Origin of the sequence: Vibrio sp. Makdt, from assembly GCF_027587015.1 — a bacterium.
GTDB lineage: Bacteria > Pseudomonadota > Gammaproteobacteria > Enterobacterales > Vibrionaceae > Vibrio > Vibrio chagasii_B.
The window spans coordinates 1-16,527 of sequence record NZ_JAPPTH010000047.1 but is presented as its reverse complement, the minus strand read 5'-3'; the positions used below and the strand labels follow the sequence as shown (position 1 = coordinate 16,527).

Below are 16,527 nucleotides of genomic sequence, written 5' to 3'. Positions count from 1 at the left end.
ATTCCGTTTTAGAATGATCGCTAATTTAGCGAAGCATGAATTATTAAAAGGATGACAAAAGTTGCTAACGAGAGTGTCTGATATCACGAAGCAGTCACTCCGAAATGGTCAAAAATCAGAGATATTGAATTAAATGGGAAAGTTGGACATTTTTAGGTTTGACTTTTCATAGTATTACTACACAAACTCGAAGTTGAGTATAGATGAATTAGGGTTCACTCCCCCCAAATCACTGAAGAAGGTCTTTTACTATGAGATGCAATGAATCTAAAGGGCAGAACATTGGAAGCCCATTGGAAAACATTAGAGAGGTTGTTTCTAGCGTGGATACTGAGTTAATTATGGATAGGCTGTGTCATCTAGGTGAAGATTATGTAAGTTGGTATACCTCCTACTTGGTGGCCAGCTACGGACATATAACACCTCAAGACATTATCAACAAATATGGTGCTTCTGCATTACTGCAGTACATTGATATGAAGCTTGAGGGAGGTTACGAATAGTCAGATTTCATTATTCTTGTAGTATTTACAACCTAGACTCTCTCTGACCATACACATGACTTCAGCCAATCCCTTTTTATAAGTCAAAGGATTACTTTCTTAAATTCAATATCAATACCAAACCGGAGTGCGATTTTTTCTACATCTGATGGGTAAAAAGCATATTCTTTATCGATAATCCTGACTGTTGTTACTTCTAGCGCCCCTTCATCTTTTAAAAAGTCGGGATAGAGTGCAGGGTAACTCTCTTGAATGCTGCTCAAAAGCTCGGATGTTAATATGTACGGTGCGTTAACAGAGCCAAAATAAACATTTAGTGTAATCATCTATCGCCTCAGCTACCCTTAAAAATATAATCACCAAAAATTATCAAAGTACTCTTTGATTCCATTTATCTCGATTACGTATCAGACGAGCGAGTTGATTTCATCAAGTAAAACCAGTTATATACATGTACCATCATAAGCATAACCAGCATTTTTGATAGGTATTTCTTGGTTTTAAGTTAGTTTCAAACTTAATACTGGCGTCTATTACGCTGTTTAATAGAACCCTACACACTTCAAGTGTTGAGCTTTTACCTTGGTTAAATGTATTTACACCGGACCTAAAACCGCCACCAATCGGATTTTCCCTACCAAATCGTGATGAATTGACTTAAAAACCGCGTGAAGATCGAATTTAGCTACCATAGTCCATAGAACCAACCAAAAAACACCTCAATCCCGCATTTTCCCTACCATAAGGCAAAGGACAAAGGTATTGATGATTGATTCCCGTCTGGCAACTAACCTTCAACCAGTGCCAATATGAAGGCTATTAACCTTCAAGTTGTCACGATTTCGATTGAACTTAGAACTATCACATCTCTTTAAAAACATACACATAGAGCATTTTATCTCTGACCTGGAAGTACATAACCCAGAGGCAATACTGCTATAGGTTTCTAAGCATTGTTGGTTTCCACAGTTCCCGTAGTTTAATAGGCGTTTTTGGGTTGTCCACAGCTTTCACAGTCGGTTAATGGCACCAAACGCCCCGTTTCGAAATGATCTAAAACCGCGAGCACTGCGAATTTAGCTACCATAGTCCATCGGGCTTAACAAAAAATGCCTCAAGCCCCAATTTGCCTACCATTAGGTAACGAACAAAGGTAAACCATGATTGACTGACAGCTTACTAACTTTCGAAGGTACGTCTTAAACCGAAAACTGTCACGATTTCAGTAGGTCATCAGAGCAGCAAAATAGTTGCCTCAATGTTGATGTATGACTTTGATTCATATTATGAAAGATAATAGACCACAAACAATTCAATATCACACCCTATACTCACTGCTTTTAATTTGACCGATGTTCCCTTCAAAGTCATTGATCCAAATGAGCTACCTAACATCTATAGAGTGGCTTTCGAGCAGTTCTTAGCAGGCTCATGTGCACCATATCCTATTTATGCCTATCAGCACGATTATGAGCGTTTCCTTCTCTTGATAGAGCAAGGAGAAATTACAATCGAGAAATAACATACTGGGGGCTCAAAAAGCCCCCTATAAACCATAGATTACAAACACCTCGACTTTAATAAGGCTTCAACCTCTTCTTGTTGCCCCATACTTTCAAGCAAAGAGGAACCAACAAACGCAGCATCCGGGCGAACAAATAACGCATAAAAACCATCAGTCCCGCCCGGTAAAGCGGATGCATATCGTTTTTTATATTGCTCAACTTTCACCATGATCGATTCATGCTCCGATGGGTATAACCTCAAGACTTCAAACTGAAACCATAATGGCACTCGTTTAGCATAGCGGGAGGAGAAACCCTCTACGACCGGTGGAAATCGCCCTACTTGTTTCAATTGATTCAGTTCGGCGACGACTTTCTTCAGTTCCTCTTCCGACCTCATCCGCTCTTGCCAAGCCTCAAACTGTGCCCCTTGTGCCAAAGATAACTCTTCTTCCAAGTTTAAAATTTTACTTTCCAATTCATCGGCTCTATTCGGCTTGATTGTATCTTTTGGGGATTCAGAACAAAGATCAAAAGAATGGTTCCATCCCGTGATAGCAAGCAGTACTTGTTCGTAGAATTGAGGATATTTTTTAATAGTGGTGCGAGTAATATCAAATGTATCGGAAAATAAACGTAAGGACATACATTGACGACGCCCTCTTAACACATCCTCTGGAGTCAACAGTTTCAGTGCTTCTAATGCTTCCTGAAATCGTTCATTAAGCCCCTCACTCGGCTGTTGCTGCTGATTCACGAATATCCTCCCTAAGCTGGCTGACAAGTTCACGAACTTTATCAATCCCCTGCACAATGCCCTCTTTTGCACACGCTTCCATAATAGTCAGTTGATCTTCCCAAAAAGGTAACTGAGCTGGCGTAATTACACAGTTCTCACAGGAGATACATTGCACTCGATTCAGACGGCAATTATTAGCGCACGCCCCTTTATCAACCGGCCGAACAGAAACTGAGTGAGCATTGAGTTGAACTTCCATGCCACCCCCAATCTTTTTTCGTAAAGTTTTTAAATTTTTAGACGTGTGAAAGTCTCTGCTTGCAAACTCTTCCGAGGAGACTGCGTCACCCAGCCCTCCATGCAAGCCATCATTATGATTAAGCTGTGTTTCAATCACGGCTTGTTGAAAAGAACTCTGATCCTCTAAAATCCAGTTCAAAATCTCGCCGTCACCACCTTGAGTATAATATTCGGTAACATCACCAGCACGGTGAGCAAACTGATCTCGCAAAGCTTCAACACTACCAAGTGGTGAAAGCGCAATGAATCGTGCAAAAGTACGCCGAAACATATGCGGAGTAACACGCATCGGGACGGATAACCCTTGTTCATTTGACAGATATTCCATGAAGGTATCGACTCGCCGTTTAATCGTCAACATTCCCCACCTCATAGAAAGCTTGTGGTTTACATTCAAACCACACGACACAAAAAGGCTTTGATTTGCTCGAACGGCATCTCCCCACAACCGTTCGTATTCTCCATTAAACCTATGTTTTTTTAACATTTCAAAAGTTCGCATACGCCGACATTGATTTAGTCGATTTAATTTCTCGATCACTAATTTCAATTTTGATGGCACAAGCCATTGATGTGATTCCCCTTCGGGCAAGTGTGCATACTTGAAGGTCACTCCTTGTAAATAACTTGATTTAAACTGAATGGCAGAAAAGTCGGAATTTTTCTCCTGATAACACTCTTTTGATAAACTTGATAATTCACTCTGGCGCATACCTGTAAGCCCGAGAATTAAAACAGCAGCCGCAGCTTCAAAAAGAATAATTTCCCGTTCCAGCGTTGAATATGAATCATATCCATGCTGCACTAGGTACTTTTGGAGTCGATTAAATAAAGTACTTTGACTCGGAACGTTTCCGTCACGAGTGGGATTATTCTTTAGTTTTAATCGTTCACTTTCCCAATAGTTGTTATAGAGCGCAATGGCACCATCCGAGCAACTCACTATCTTCCACGCAGCTTGAATAATCAGAACCCATGAAGACTCCTCAATAACCTGAGTTTGCTTATATTTCCTTTTAAATCCCAATACCGTAGACGCTGCGCGCCTGCCAAACGGCGGGTAAGCTAAGCCGCACTTTAATAAACTTCGATATTTATAAAGCTGAAATAAAGGTTGAAGTCGATATTGTTGCTGAATGCTAGAGATCATGCTTTGGCTATTATTCTTTCGAAAGTCACGCTTAATCCACTCCAAGTACTCGTTTAACCTTAAAGGTTCAGATAACCACTGCTCAAAATCCATTCCATCAAAAAACTCCTTCCACCATAGGAAGAATACCTTCCAAGCTCTCAATTCACTTTTAAGTGTCCCAACTGATATGCCATCCTGATAACGTAACCACAAACAATCACGAGCAGCTTCGAAGATGGTGTAACATCCGACCGCCTCACTCTTGTTCAACGTAAGATCTAGCTCTACAAGTTGATCTTTAAAATTTAAGGTTTTGTCTGAACGATGTTTATTTGCAGCACCATTCAATAGATAAAACAGCCACTCTTCATCACCATAATCACCTAAAGATTGCCCTTCAAACTCCCCAATAGATAACCGGATCTTCTCTTGATAAGTCAATCTTTTAAGTTGCTCGACCGTCAATGCATTTTGGCCCGAAAGTCCATTTGATTGTTGTAATTTTAGAATTCTCACGATGCAGCCTCCATGCTCTTCAGCATGTTTGTTAGATAAGAGCCTTCATGTAGATCCCATAATGGATATGGCGAATCTTCAGCGCGTTTTCGCGCTTTAGATACGACTAAGGGACGGTGCTTGAATGCATCTGGCAGATCTTTCTCCAAAATTTGCAAATAAACGCCATAACGTTTTACCCAAACATGGGATGGAATTCTTCCGGATTCGAAATCATGTCTTAATGCTTTTTGAAAAGAAAATAATCGCCAAAGGTCTGTTTCTAAGATAACCATGTGAGGGCACAACAAGCATTGCATGAAATCCAAACAACTTGGGCCTTGTGAGCTCATTTGTTCATGATTTTTGGGGTTCTTGCAGCTCCCAACATGAGTTTTAAAACGACTGTCAGATTGAATTAATTGCAACTCATTTTGTTGCTCAAGAGTTAGCTCGTAATCTTTTTCATATTGAATCCAAGAGCTTGCTTTCCCTGTGACCGAATAATCATGTAACCGCTCCAGCAACAGGCTTAATCTCGCCTTTTGTTCAGGCGATGTATTTAGATAATGTCGATGCGTCGTTAACGAACTCCCTTGACCAAAGCGAAGCTTATGACCAAGAATTCGAGAAACACTTGCTATCGAACCATAACGGCGCAAAACTTGGACACACGTCGGTCGTAAACGTGATAACCGAATCCGCAAAGGCTTATCTTCATCATCCATGAGCTCAAACATATTCGTAATAACATCAAGTGGTGCCGCGCTATTTTGATTGGTATTACGACTGCTATCTAAATAACCAGCTTTTAATGTTGTGACCTTTTCACTGGTCTGCGAAAAAACATTGATTCTATACAACCAAATGGACTGACCATTTTCGAGACCTTCAGCGCTCCGATATTGGTCTGAACGCTCTTTAAGATACATAAACAAACTTTTCGCACTAGTATGAAACAGACGAGATTCCGCGATCATTTCACGTGTAGTTTCATCACCAACATCAAAATCCTTAACAATAGTACGATGCTGAGCACGTGGCTTGTAAAACGCAAAACAAACTCGACGTTCAGGGTCATGAGGATGTGGATACATCGAATCGACAGTCAGCCGTAAGATATCCGTTTTATTGGCGAGAGTATAAATTGACATCAGCACTGCCGCTGCCGCCAATACAACTGAATCTGCACCACTCCACTTTCCATTTTTATCTTGTTCAATAATTTGTTTGCAGGCCTTTAAAATGCTGCGGAATTCTCTTTTTGAATAGGGCTCTCTTGGAGAGGAAGGGATACCTCGGACACACGGCATATGCCCAGTAAGAACATCGGGATGAACTTGCTCTGGATAGATTTCAGCTAAGCTCAACAAGAGTTTAGGGATCAACCGAGCAATCATTAATGACTTACGAAACCTTCCTCGGCGTTCACCCTCCTGAATAGGACGAGATTGAAACCATTTCAGGTAGCTATATAAGAAAGCGTATCCACATACGCTAACATCCGTAATCTGCTGATGTTCATCAAGATATAGAAGAAAAACATCAATTCCTCGGCGATACTGAGCCAAGGATTTAAGTGAGTATTCCTTCATATAAAGAGAATACACCCCAGTGTTAAGTTGTAAGATAACTTGTTTTAACTGTGGGTACTTCACGATACGAGATTGAACATCAAAGTGCGTGTTCCCATGAACAAGATCAGAAACTACCCACTTCATCGGTGCTTTGATAGCCACTACATTGGTAGTACTTTTTGAAGAGTCGATTACATCATTCGAGTTAAGCATTTCGCTCTTCCTCCATCATTTGAGAAATATCTTTTTCATATTGATGAAGTACCTGACGGTCATTCGCATGTAATTCACTCGTCATATTGATATAAATATTGGCCGTTGTGCTTACATGTGCATGCCCCAGTTGTTTTTGTAGCCAAATCAAACAGGCCATTTCGGAAGGAAATCCTGCATCTTTCCAGCTCTCTAAAGTTCTTGTCGCAAACTCATGCCGAAGAATATGCGGAGTAATCGTATGACGTAATTGCGCCTTTAAAGATGCGTGTAGAAAGTTTTTCTGAATCGTAGAAGGATGCCATGCAGACTTGCTAGAGCTTGCAAAGAACAAACGCGGGTTTGAATGATTCGTTCCATTCATCACTTGATCATATATTTTCAAATATAGAAGACCCGGAATAAATACCGTTCGAGCCTTGTTATTCTTAATAGTCATCGAGTTTGGTGACAACTGGATATGATGTAAAGTATTTGGACTTTGTGCAACAGTGGCGTAAGAAGGCAACGCTGATAGCGGCAAAGAAACGATTTCGCTAATTCTCATTCCCGTTCCTAGCATTAACCCTACCATGGGAACAAACGGTTTAGAGACATAAGTAACGAATCGATTAATTTCATTCATTGTGGGTAGAGGAGCCCGGGTAAATGCTTCAGTAAGCAATAAGCGGTTTCGCCTCGCTTTCCTAACACTCTGCTTTTGATTAAAATTCACACCTCCGCTTGCAGATGAGGTTTCTACTTTTACACCTTCAAAATTCGCATGCACATAACCATTCTCAAATGCCCATTCAATGAAGCTGATCACAGCTCTCAATCGAATATTAATTGTCTGGTTTGATACCGTATTTAAATTCTTCTTTAACTGCAGCTCTCGACGCCATGCAACGACATGCTTTAGTTGAATATCTAAGAGATTGATTCCTTTGGATTGAATATAAGCAAAAAAGTGTTCAAGAGCCTGTTTATTCGAGCGTATGGTGTGCTTCGAGTTCCAAAAACCGGACTCGATTCGATCAAGCATATATTGTGTTGGCGCTTGCATAATCCTTCTAGTGCTATCTAAAAACACTGGTAAATCTAACGTTTTACCATCTGCATCTCTTAAGCTCTGCGCTTGATAAATCACTTTCATTTTCATCTCCTTATCAATAAGTAAGTTTGATGAAAACATGAAACTCAAAACGCGCAACCCACTAAAACAAAGGATAATTGGGGCTTGCGCATTTAAAAAAGAGTGTTAGATGGGGGATAAATTGGCAGTAGCTTCAGGTAGTTTAAATCTTCAAAATCTACCCATTTTGATTAAATGAAATAAATCTATAGAAACATCAAAAACCTCTAGGCAGACAACTTGTGAGGCTTGCGGGCTCAACGGTATGTGGTTTAATAAACTTTAATTAATCAAAACGAAGCGTTAATCCGCATTGAGAAAAAACATCCGAGTTCACATAATTGAAAATTAGATAGAAAGTAGCGATTGACCTGATAACTGTGCGCTGATGTATCTATCTATCTATCTATCTATCTATCTATCTATCTATCTATCTATCTAAATAGATATGACTACCTAACCCGGAATTGACATTACTTTTTATAATCCGATAATTAATGACCCACTTAGATTTAAAAATCTCGTTAATTACTGATTTATAATGACTAATATTAAAGTTCCACTTATTTCGTGATTACTGAAATCATGCTTCAGCAGACTCAGGTCACCACGGTGATTCCATACTACCAACGCTTCCTGGAACGTTTTCCGACAGTTATCGATCTAGCAAACGCCGAGCAAGATGAAGTGCTCCATCTATGGACAGGGCTTGGTTACTACGCACGAGCTCGTAACCTACACAAAGCTGCCAAGATCGTCGCAGAGCAGTATGGTGGGGAGTTTCCACTTTCCCTCGAAGAAATGAATGCACTTCCAGGCATTGGTCGTTCAACAGCTGCAGCCGTTCTGTCCTCTGTTTACAAGCTCCCTCATGCGATCCTTGATGGTAACGTGAAGCGAACGCTTGCAAGAAGCTTTGCTGTCGAGGGCTGGCCTGGTCAAAAGAAGGTTGAAAACCAACTCTGGGAACACGCAGAAGCACATACACCAAAGCAAGATGTCGATAAGTACAATCAAGCTATGATGGATATGGGAGCAATGGTTTGTACTCGTAGCAAGCCTAAATGCTCTTTATGTCCGATAGAAAGCATGTGTGAAGCTAAAAAGCTCGATAGACAGCTCGACTTCCCAGGCAAAAAGCCAAAGAAAGAAAAACCGGTAAAAGAGACCTGGTTTGTAATCCTGTATCACGATAATCAAGTGTGGCTTGAGCAGCGCCCTCAATCAGGTATCTGGGGAGGCTTATTCTGTTTCCCTCAAAATGAAAATGCAGAAATCGAACACCAATTGGATCTTCGTTCAATCAAAAACACAGATTCAATCAAGACCATGATTGCGTTTAGGCACACTTTCAGCCACTACCACTTAGATATCACACCAGTATTAGTAAAATTAGATAAACAACCAGATTTGATAATGGAAGGGACTAAAGGTCTCTGGTATAACTTATCAAAACCAGAAGAAATTGGCCTAGCCGCTCCTGTAAAGCAGCTTATTGAAAGCCTACCCTTTGAACTGAATGACGACGTTTGAATCAACGAACGCGATAAGAGGAACCACTATGAGCCGCACTGTATTTTGTGCTCGCCTCCAGAAAGACGCTGAAGGCTTAGAATTTCAACTTTACCCAGGTGACTTAGGTAAGCGTATCTTTGACAACATCTCTAAAGAAGCTTGGGGACAATGGCAAAGCAAACAAACCATGCTTATCAATGAAAAGAAGCTAAATATGATGGATCCTGAACATCGTAAACTTCTTGAAACTGAGATGGTTAACTTCCTTTTCGAAGGTAAAGATGTCGTAATTGATGGCTACACTCCACCAAGCGAATAAGACATTTATTTAAGCAAATTTTAATGACATCATGGTTAGCGCTGCGATGTCATTTTTGTATGAGGAACTATGAAAAAGCTCAGTTACTTCCTAACCGCCATGCTACTTACTGGTTGCAGTCGTGAGTTCGTTGAGAGCATTTATGATGTGAATTACGAGCCAACCAACCGATTCGTAAATAACTTAGCGGAGTTACCCGGTCAATTTGAAAAAGATACAGGCGCATTAGACGCTTTGATCAATAGCTTTTCTGGCAATATCCAAAAGCGCTGGGGTAGCAACGAAATCAAGATGGCAGGTAAGAGTAACTATGTGAAATACATAGATAATTACTTGAGCCGATCAGAAGTAAACTTTAGCGAGGGCCTGATAACGGTAGAAACAGTTTCCTCAACAGAGCCTAAAAAACACCTCAAAAATGCAATTATGACAACGCTGTTGACACCGGATGATCCAGCACATGTCGACCTATTCTCTTCAAAAAGTATCAAATTAGAAGGTAAACCTTTTCTCTATAACCAAGTTGTAGACCAAGAGAAAAAGCCTATCCAATGGACATGGCGCGCCAACAAATTTGCTGACTACCTGATTGCCAACAACCTCAAAACCAAAGAAGTCGACTTTAAAAAAGCCTATTACGTTGAAATCCCTATGGTGGCCGATCACGCAAGCCAACGTAGTTACCAATATGCCGATATCGTTCGACGCGCATCTAAGCGCTATGACATCCCTGAAGACTTAATCTACGCAATCATCAAGACAGAAAGTAGCTTTAACCCATATGCGGTTAGCTGGGCGAATGCATACGGCTTGATGCAAGTTGTGCCGAAAACAGCAGGTCGAGATGTATTTAAATTGGTAAAAAACAAACCTGGGGAGCCTACTCCTGAGTACTTATTCAACCCAGAAAACAACATTGATGCCGGCACCGCGTACTTTTACATCCTTAAAAATCGCTATTTGAAAGATGTGCGACACCCCACAACATTGGAATACAGCATGATTTCTGCGTACAACGGTGGCACTGGTGGCGTACTCAATACCTTTAGCAAGGACAGAAAGCGAGCAATGCGTGACTTAAACTCACTGCAACCGAGTCAAGCTTACTGGGCACTTACTAAAAAACACCCGAACAAAGAGTCGCGCCGATACCTAGAAAAAGTAACAAAGTTCAAGAAAGATTTTAACCAAGGTAAAACGTAAGCCTCACTTTTGAATAAAAAAACAACTAACGAACGTTTTTTTTAATTATTTTCAAAAAAGGTGTTGACGGTTATGCAGAAAATCCGTTTAATAGCGCTCCGTTGCCCGGATAGCTCAGTCGGTAGAGCAGAGGATTGAAAATCCTCGTGTCGGTGGTTCGATTCCGCCTCCGGGCACCACAATTTGATTTGTTGGTGTCAACACTCTTTAACAGGGAGTAGCAACACGGACAAAAGCATAAAGAATTTAGTGTGCCGACTTAGCTCAGTAGGTAGAGCAACTGACTTGTAATCAGTAGGTCACCAGTTCGACTCCGGTAGTCGGCACCATTCTTTTGCCTCGATAGCTCAGTCGGTAGAGCAGCGGATTGAAAATCCGCGTGTCGGTGGTTCGATTCCGCCTCGAGGCACCATTATTTGATACTTAACAAATAATGGTCTTAATAGACCTGATGTTGAGACAAGTAATTCCCCTTTAGTTCAGTTGGTAGAACGGCGGACTGTTAATCCGTATGTCGCAAGTTCAAGTCTTGCGAGGGGAGCCACATTCAAGAAAGCCAAGTCGAAAGACTTGGCTTTTTTTCGTTTGAACGAAAGCTAAATCTATCCGGTCGCAGCATCTAACCTTAATAATCCCTATAAAGCTCCTCTTCACTCTCACGACAATATCTTCTCTTAATTAACTTCCTGCTATCTATCTCGCTACCCAAACTCCATTTATTCACTAAACCAGCACTTTAAAACTCGTTCATAGTCACACAAAAAATAAACAAGCTCTCGTTCTGTTACTTTTTTTTCTTCGTAAATTTAATCTTCATCATGTTTTGATATCTTTCTGATATCTGCCTTATACGACTTAGATTAAGATTCGATGAAATATACCTAATACTTATTATTGAATCGCTGCGCGGGGAAATATGAAATTAAAAACGCAAGCTTACTTATTATCGGGCATCATTTTAGTCGCCCTACTAGCGCTGACTGCTACTGGTTTATGGACCTTGAGAGTCGCTAGCAACATGGACAACAAAGCTCGCGTTACAGAGCTATTTAAGAGTGCATACAGCATTCTTACTGAAGTCGAGAAAATGGCTATTGATGGCACTCTAGAAGAGCAACAAGCGAAACAACTTGCTACTCGCCTACTGCGTAACAACATCTATAAAGACAATGAATACGTCTACGTTGCAGATGAAAACATGACGTTTGTCGCGACACCGCTAGATCCACAGCTGCATGGAACCAGCTTTAATGACTTTAAAGACGGTGATGGAAATAGCGTTGGCCAGCTTATACAAAGAGTGCTTGGCAATCGTACTGGACAGATCGTTGAATACACCTGGACGCAAAAACTGCCAGACGGGACCATTGAAGAAAAACTGTCTATTGCAGAGAAAACCCCGCACTGGGGTTGGGTTGTCGGTACAGGTATCGGCTTCAACGAAGTTAACGCTCGTTTCTGGTCTACAGCTCAATGGCAGCTATTCCTTTGCGTCGTGATTGCAGGCCTTATTCTATCGAGCTTAATCGTATCTATTAAACGCATGCTAGCACTTCTTGGTGGCGAGCCTAAAGATGTAAGAGAAGCGGTACAAGCTGTCGCAGAAGGTCGTATTCAAACGTCTTTCGAAACTCAAGCGATAAACGGCAGTATCTATCACGCTGTTCAACAAATGAGTAAGTCGTTAGCTGAACTAGTCTCAAACCTAAATGCTTCTATGTTGGCACTAAGAGGTGAATTACAACGCGTGGAAGATCGTGCAGGTTCTATCGCTCAACTAACTGAAACTCAGCAGCAATCTACTGAGATGATCGCAACAGCAATGACCGAAATGGCCTCTTCTGCTAACAATGTTGCTGATTCAGCGGGCGATACAGCGCGTAATACTGATGAAGCAGATAAACAAAGCCAACATACTCAACGTCTTATTCATAACACAGTGGACAACATTCAAGGTTTGGCAGGCCAACTAGGCACTGCAAGTGAAGCTGTCGCTAACCTAGACAACGATGTAAACAACATTGTCAAAGTACTCGACGTTATCGGTGACATTGCAGAACAGACTAATCTATTGGCACTGAATGCAGCTATTGAGGCCGCTCGAGCTGGCGAACAAGGTCGTGGGTTTGCGGTTGTTGCTGACGAAGTTCGTAACCTTGCAGGTCGAACGCAATCAAGCACCAAAGAAATCCAATTGATGATTAATAACCTTCAAGAAGGCTCTCGTAACGCTATTCAGACCATGGAAGTGTGTGCAGCGACCAGCCAGAGCACAGTAACCGAGTCTCAAAATGCCTCAGAAGCGCTACAACAGATTGTTATTGCTCTTGAGTCAATCTCTTCAATGAGCCATCAAATCGCGACAGCAGCAGCTGAGCAAACTCAAGTGAGTGATGATATCTCGAAGCGCATCAACATGATTGAGGAAAGTGGTAATCAACTAAGCAATGTAGTGACCGAAAGTCATAACAGCACCCAAACCTTAGCCTCTCTATCTAATGAACTAGAAGCTTGGGTAAATAGGTTTGAAGTAAAACACTAAAGTTTCGGGAAGATTTTTAAATATAAAAGCACGTTTTCATACGTGCTTTTTTTATTTCGGCACTCATTCCGTCTAGTTAAACGTAGTTTCTCGATCTTTTAGGGCATGCTAGACCTAGGTTTTTCACCGCAAATGAACAAAAACAATCCACTAAGTATAGAAAAACATCAAACAATACTTTTTTTGCAATTTAATGTTGACCCAGAACGCGAAAACACGTTTAATACACCTCGTCGCCCGGATAGCTCAGTCGGTAGAGCAGAGGATTGAAAATCCTCGTGTCGGTGGTTCGATTCCGCCTCCGGGCACCACAATTTATTTGTTGGTGTCTTAGACAACAACAGTAAAGCACAAAGAAATATTATGTGCCGACTTAGCTCAGTAGGTAGAGCAACTGACTTGTAATCAGTAGGTCACCAGTTCGATTCCGGTAGTCGGCACCATTTCTTTAAAGCTTTAAGAATAATTCCCCCTTAGTTCAGTTGGTAGAACGGCGGACTGTTAATCCGTATGTCGCAGGTTCGAGTCCCGCAGGGGGAGCCACATTTAGTGTGCCGACTTAGCTCAGTAGGTAGAGCAACTGACTTGTAATCAGTAGGTCACCAGTTCGATTCCGGTAGTCGGCACCATTTATATTATTGAGAAGTTTACTCTTCTTAAATAATTCCCCCTTAGTTCAGTTGGTAGAACGGCGGACTGTTAATCCGTATGTCGCAGGTTCGAGTCCCGCAGGGGGAGCCAATAAAGAAGAAGCCGCATCATTGATGCGGCTTTTTTGCACCTGAAGATCACGCATCTCTTTCCTACCTTCTTTAAACATCCTTGCCTTTTATCACATCCAAAATACCTTTCTTTATCTAGAGGTAATCAAACCATAGCCATTCATCTCAAGTGGTAAAGCTCACTTAGTAAAAACACTTCATCAAAAATTACTCTGGCGATAACGACGACCATAAATCGAAGATCTGTATAGTGTGGTGATTTAGAGCTCCCTACTTCAAACATCGTCCAAAACGCTCTCAGTTATGACTGTAAAGCACCATGAGATCCTGAACTACCATGGTTACTCCTTATCAAAACTATCCACCACAATAGCTCCCATAGAGGCTGGCATAGAAATAACAATCACCCTCTTGATTGACACAACAGGGTCAGACAATAAAGGGAGTTTATCTAAACAAGTCAATACTAATGCCACAACCATGGCCGTCATGACATAAGCGATAACGATTCTAAAAATGAATACGGGGACTCGAGCAACAACATCCTTTTGAAAGACACTCTCATAAGTATAAAAACCAAGAAAGACTGCGGATAACATAAATAGCAGCAATAAATTTTCAGTAGGTAAGGTCTCTCCTAGCCTCCAGGCTTCTTCAGAAAAAGAGATAGGCACCGCCAGAGCAAAAGATCCGACAAAGATCTGGCTTGCATCTTCAAAATTAAAACTTAGTTTCATTACATCACCTATTGAGGCTTTCTCAACGATCTTGCAGATCTAGCATCCATTGCTCTTAACCATTGAGTTGGTAGTATCACCGTTAGATTCAAATTAAACTCTAGTGCTTCATATTAACCACCTTCAGCGAGCTAAGACTTGAACTTGAACTTGAACTTGAACTTGAACTTGAACTTGAACTTGAAAGCAACATATCAAAAATTGCTGTATTTCAAAGAAATAATAGATTTAACGCTTTCACATTATTGTAGAGCTTTTTGCAAGCTTCAAAACTTGACGCTTGAGGGCATTAGTTTCAATGGTATTACTAGCATTGTTACTCAACCCAAAACTGAAAAAGATCGTCTTCTACTGTACTTCGAATAAAACAATATAGTGAAGTCACTCGCGAGGAATTAAAGAGGGCTATTGAAAATAAAGGTAAGGAGAATACTGACTGACGTTGATCCATTTACAGAAGTCTTAATCGGAGGGTTTTACAACAACTCTAATAATTCAGGCTCCCCAAACCTTATCAAAGGCTAGAGCAATCATGAAGGATAGCCTAAGACCTTAAGAACACCAAAAAAGAAGTCGTGATTTGTTGAACGTATTCATAAGTAGACCTTACCAGAGCTAGAGCATCCTCAGTAACTATATAAAGAGCTAACAGCCGTAATTACTAGAACCATAGAATATGCCCGATTAGTGACTCATCGACCCATGAGCAGTTACCAAGACACAAAGAAATAGCTCTCTATTACTCTAGTGAAGCCATAAGCCTCCTTCCGCAGATTAAGCCAATTACAAAGGCTAAACGCCACTAGGTTAACTAAGCGTCGAAACATCATGTATCTAAAGATATTTACCTGCCGACAAAATGAGAGGCAAAAAAGAGCCGGTATATAAACGGGTTGTGCGAACCACATTTACTGGTGACGAAATCAATACAAACCCAATACTCTATAAAGATAATAAGCTCAGGGCAAAGATATCCGTAACTCACCACTCATAAGGGACCCAGAGCCTCTAGCAGCCTATTTATACGCCTAGTTAAGCCGCAAGCTTCGTAACTTTAACTAACTTATCTAAAGCCACGAGTTACACCCGCTCTTGCGAGCGAACCAGAACTCGCAGATCACGGGCTCAAAAAGGGAAACACAATGATTCAAATGTGAAAAAACCTAGCTCTTACTAGTAGGGCATCTCTATAAGTGACATAGATCGCCGGTACTGGGGCTCGTTAGTCGAAGACCAAAGCATCTATGTCCAAAAGCGAGAAAGCCTAGTCGTAAGACTCAGCTCTCTAATCAGTGCTGGAGTATCCTGGGTTGTGGACAACGGGTAAACCTTTTGCGGGACTCTTTCGACCGAAGGGGGAACACAATCATTCAAACGTAATAAAGCCCAAGCAGTTATGCTTGGACTTAGTATAAGTGGCGGAATGTCCGGGGTTGCGGACAACGGGCAAACCTTTTGCGGGACTCTTCGACCGAAGGGCGAACATAATCATTCAAACGTAAAAAAGCCCAAGCAGTTATGCTTGGGCTTAGTATAAGTGGCGGAGTGGACGGGACTCGAACCCGCGACCCCCGGCGTGACAGGCCGGTATTCTAACCAACTGAACTACCACTCCGCAGTATCTATTCAGCTTAAAGCAATTTGAGCCTGACGATGTCCTACTCTCACATGGGGAAGCCCCACACTACCATCGGCGCTATTGTGTTTCACTTCTGAGTTCGGCATGGAATCAGGTGGGTCCACAATGCTATGGTCGTCAAACAAATTCTGTTGTTAACTTGATTAATCAAATCAACTAAATCGTGGTGCTGATACCCAGACTCGAACTGGGGACCTCACCCTTACCAAGGGTGCGCTCTACCGGGCTGAGCTATATCAGCAATTTAAGAACCGTTTAAAAACGATTCTAAA

At 41.4% G+C, this 16,527-nt stretch carries 10 protein-coding genes, 11 tRNA genes, 1 rRNA gene and 1 pseudogene; 14 read left to right on the top strand and 9 right to left on the bottom strand.

Translation table 11 applies throughout. From position 1 onward, the window contains the following. Positions 1–251 precede the first annotated feature (251 nt). Positions 252–503, top strand: coding sequence for a hypothetical protein (locus tag OH460_RS26945; RefSeq protein WP_102448348.1), 252 nt, complete (start codon positions 252–254; stop codon positions 501–503). 83 nt (positions 504–586) lie between these two features. On the opposite strand, the gene OH460_RS26940 is transcribed toward OH460_RS26945, so the two are convergent. The 5 genes from OH460_RS26940 to OH460_RS26920 all read right to left on the bottom strand — a co-directional run bounded on the left by OH460_RS26940 (position 587) and on the right by OH460_RS26920 (position 7,599). Beyond that, the gene (locus OH460_RS26940) at positions 587–829 is read right to left on the bottom strand and encodes a hypothetical protein (RefSeq protein WP_102451557.1); all 243 of its coding nucleotides are present in this window, start codon (positions 827–829) and stop codon (positions 587–589) included. Positions 830–2,063: 1,234 nt separating this feature from the next. Continuing rightward, a complete protein-coding gene (locus tag OH460_RS26935) occupies positions 2,064–2,765 on the bottom strand; it encodes a hypothetical protein (RefSeq protein WP_017103675.1) in 702 nt (233 codons plus the stop codon). After that, a complete protein-coding gene (locus OH460_RS26930) occupies positions 2,740–4,695 on the bottom strand; it encodes a site-specific integrase (protein ID WP_210451853.1) in 1,956 nt (651 codons plus the stop codon). Before OH460_RS26930 ends, OH460_RS26935 begins: the two co-directional genes overlap by 26 nt. Then, positions 4,692–6,464, bottom strand: coding sequence for a hypothetical protein (locus tag OH460_RS26925; protein WP_102451555.1), 1,773 nt, complete (start codon positions 6,462–6,464; stop codon positions 4,692–4,694). Before OH460_RS26925 ends, OH460_RS26930 begins: the two co-directional genes overlap by 4 nt. Beyond that, positions 6,457–7,599, bottom strand: a complete 1,143-nt coding sequence (locus OH460_RS26920; protein ID WP_102451554.1) for a tyrosine-type recombinase/integrase — start codon at positions 7,597–7,599, stop codon at positions 6,457–6,459. The genes OH460_RS26925 and OH460_RS26920 overlap by 8 nt, the downstream gene beginning before the upstream one ends. A gap of 552 nt (positions 7,600–8,151) precedes the next feature. Between OH460_RS26920 and mutY the strand changes: the two are divergent. The 13 genes and pseudogenes from mutY to OH460_RS26855 all read left to right on the top strand — a co-directional run. Next, positions 8,152–9,111 (top strand): annotated as a pseudogene (mutY, locus tag OH460_RS26915) (A/G-specific adenine glycosylase); the annotation flags it as partial. A 28-nt stretch (positions 9,112–9,139) separates the two neighbouring features. Beyond that, a complete protein-coding gene (locus tag OH460_RS26910; protein ID WP_004738952.1) occupies positions 9,140–9,412 on the top strand; it encodes an oxidative damage protection protein in 273 nt (90 codons plus the stop codon). 69 nt (positions 9,413–9,481) lie between these two features. Then, positions 9,482–10,615: a membrane-bound lytic murein transglycosylase MltC gene (gene mltC / locus OH460_RS26905; protein WP_061032406.1), complete on the top strand. Its 1,134-nt coding sequence runs from the start codon at positions 9,482–9,484 to the stop codon at positions 10,613–10,615. 103 nt (positions 10,616–10,718) lie between these two features. Beyond that, positions 10,719–10,794 (top strand) — tRNA-Phe (locus OH460_RS26900). 74 nt (positions 10,795–10,868) lie between these two features. Next, a tRNA-Thr gene (locus OH460_RS26895) sits at positions 10,869–10,944 on the top strand. A gap of 7 nt (positions 10,945–10,951) precedes the next feature. Next, a tRNA-Phe gene (locus OH460_RS26890) sits at positions 10,952–11,027 on the top strand. Between the two features lie 56 nt (positions 11,028–11,083). Then, positions 11,084–11,159: transfer RNA gene (locus OH460_RS26885), tRNA-Asn, on the top strand. Positions 11,160–11,531: 372 nt separating this feature from the next. Continuing rightward, positions 11,532–13,157, top strand: coding sequence for a methyl-accepting chemotaxis protein (locus OH460_RS26880; RefSeq protein ID WP_270000150.1), 1,626 nt, complete (start codon positions 11,532–11,534; stop codon positions 13,155–13,157). A 235-nt stretch (positions 13,158–13,392) separates the two neighbouring features. Continuing rightward, positions 13,393–13,468 (top strand) — tRNA-Phe (locus OH460_RS26875). Between the two features lie 56 nt (positions 13,469–13,524). Next, a tRNA-Thr gene (locus OH460_RS26870) sits at positions 13,525–13,600 on the top strand. 24 nt (positions 13,601–13,624) lie between these two features. Then, a tRNA-Asn gene (locus OH460_RS26865) sits at positions 13,625–13,700 on the top strand. A gap of 10 nt (positions 13,701–13,710) precedes the next feature. Further along, positions 13,711–13,786: transfer RNA gene (locus OH460_RS26860), tRNA-Thr, on the top strand. Positions 13,787–13,822: 36 nt separating this feature from the next. Further along, positions 13,823–13,898 (top strand) — tRNA-Asn (locus tag OH460_RS26855). A gap of 322 nt (positions 13,899–14,220) precedes the next feature. On the opposite strand, the gene OH460_RS26850 is transcribed toward OH460_RS26855, so the two are convergent. From OH460_RS26850 to OH460_RS26835, 4 genes are all read right to left on the bottom strand, one after another. After that, positions 14,221–14,616, bottom strand: coding sequence for a DUF2391 family protein (locus tag OH460_RS26850; protein ID WP_008224619.1), 396 nt, complete (start codon positions 14,614–14,616; stop codon positions 14,221–14,223). A gap of 1,538 nt (positions 14,617–16,154) precedes the next feature. Then, positions 16,155–16,231 (bottom strand) — tRNA-Asp (locus OH460_RS26845). A gap of 30 nt (positions 16,232–16,261) precedes the next feature. Further along, a 5S ribosomal RNA gene (gene rrf, locus OH460_RS26840) occupies positions 16,262–16,377 on the bottom strand. A 42-nt stretch (positions 16,378–16,419) separates the two neighbouring features. Beyond that, positions 16,420–16,496, bottom strand: a tRNA-Thr gene (locus OH460_RS26835). Positions 16,497–16,527: the final 31 nt, after the last annotated feature.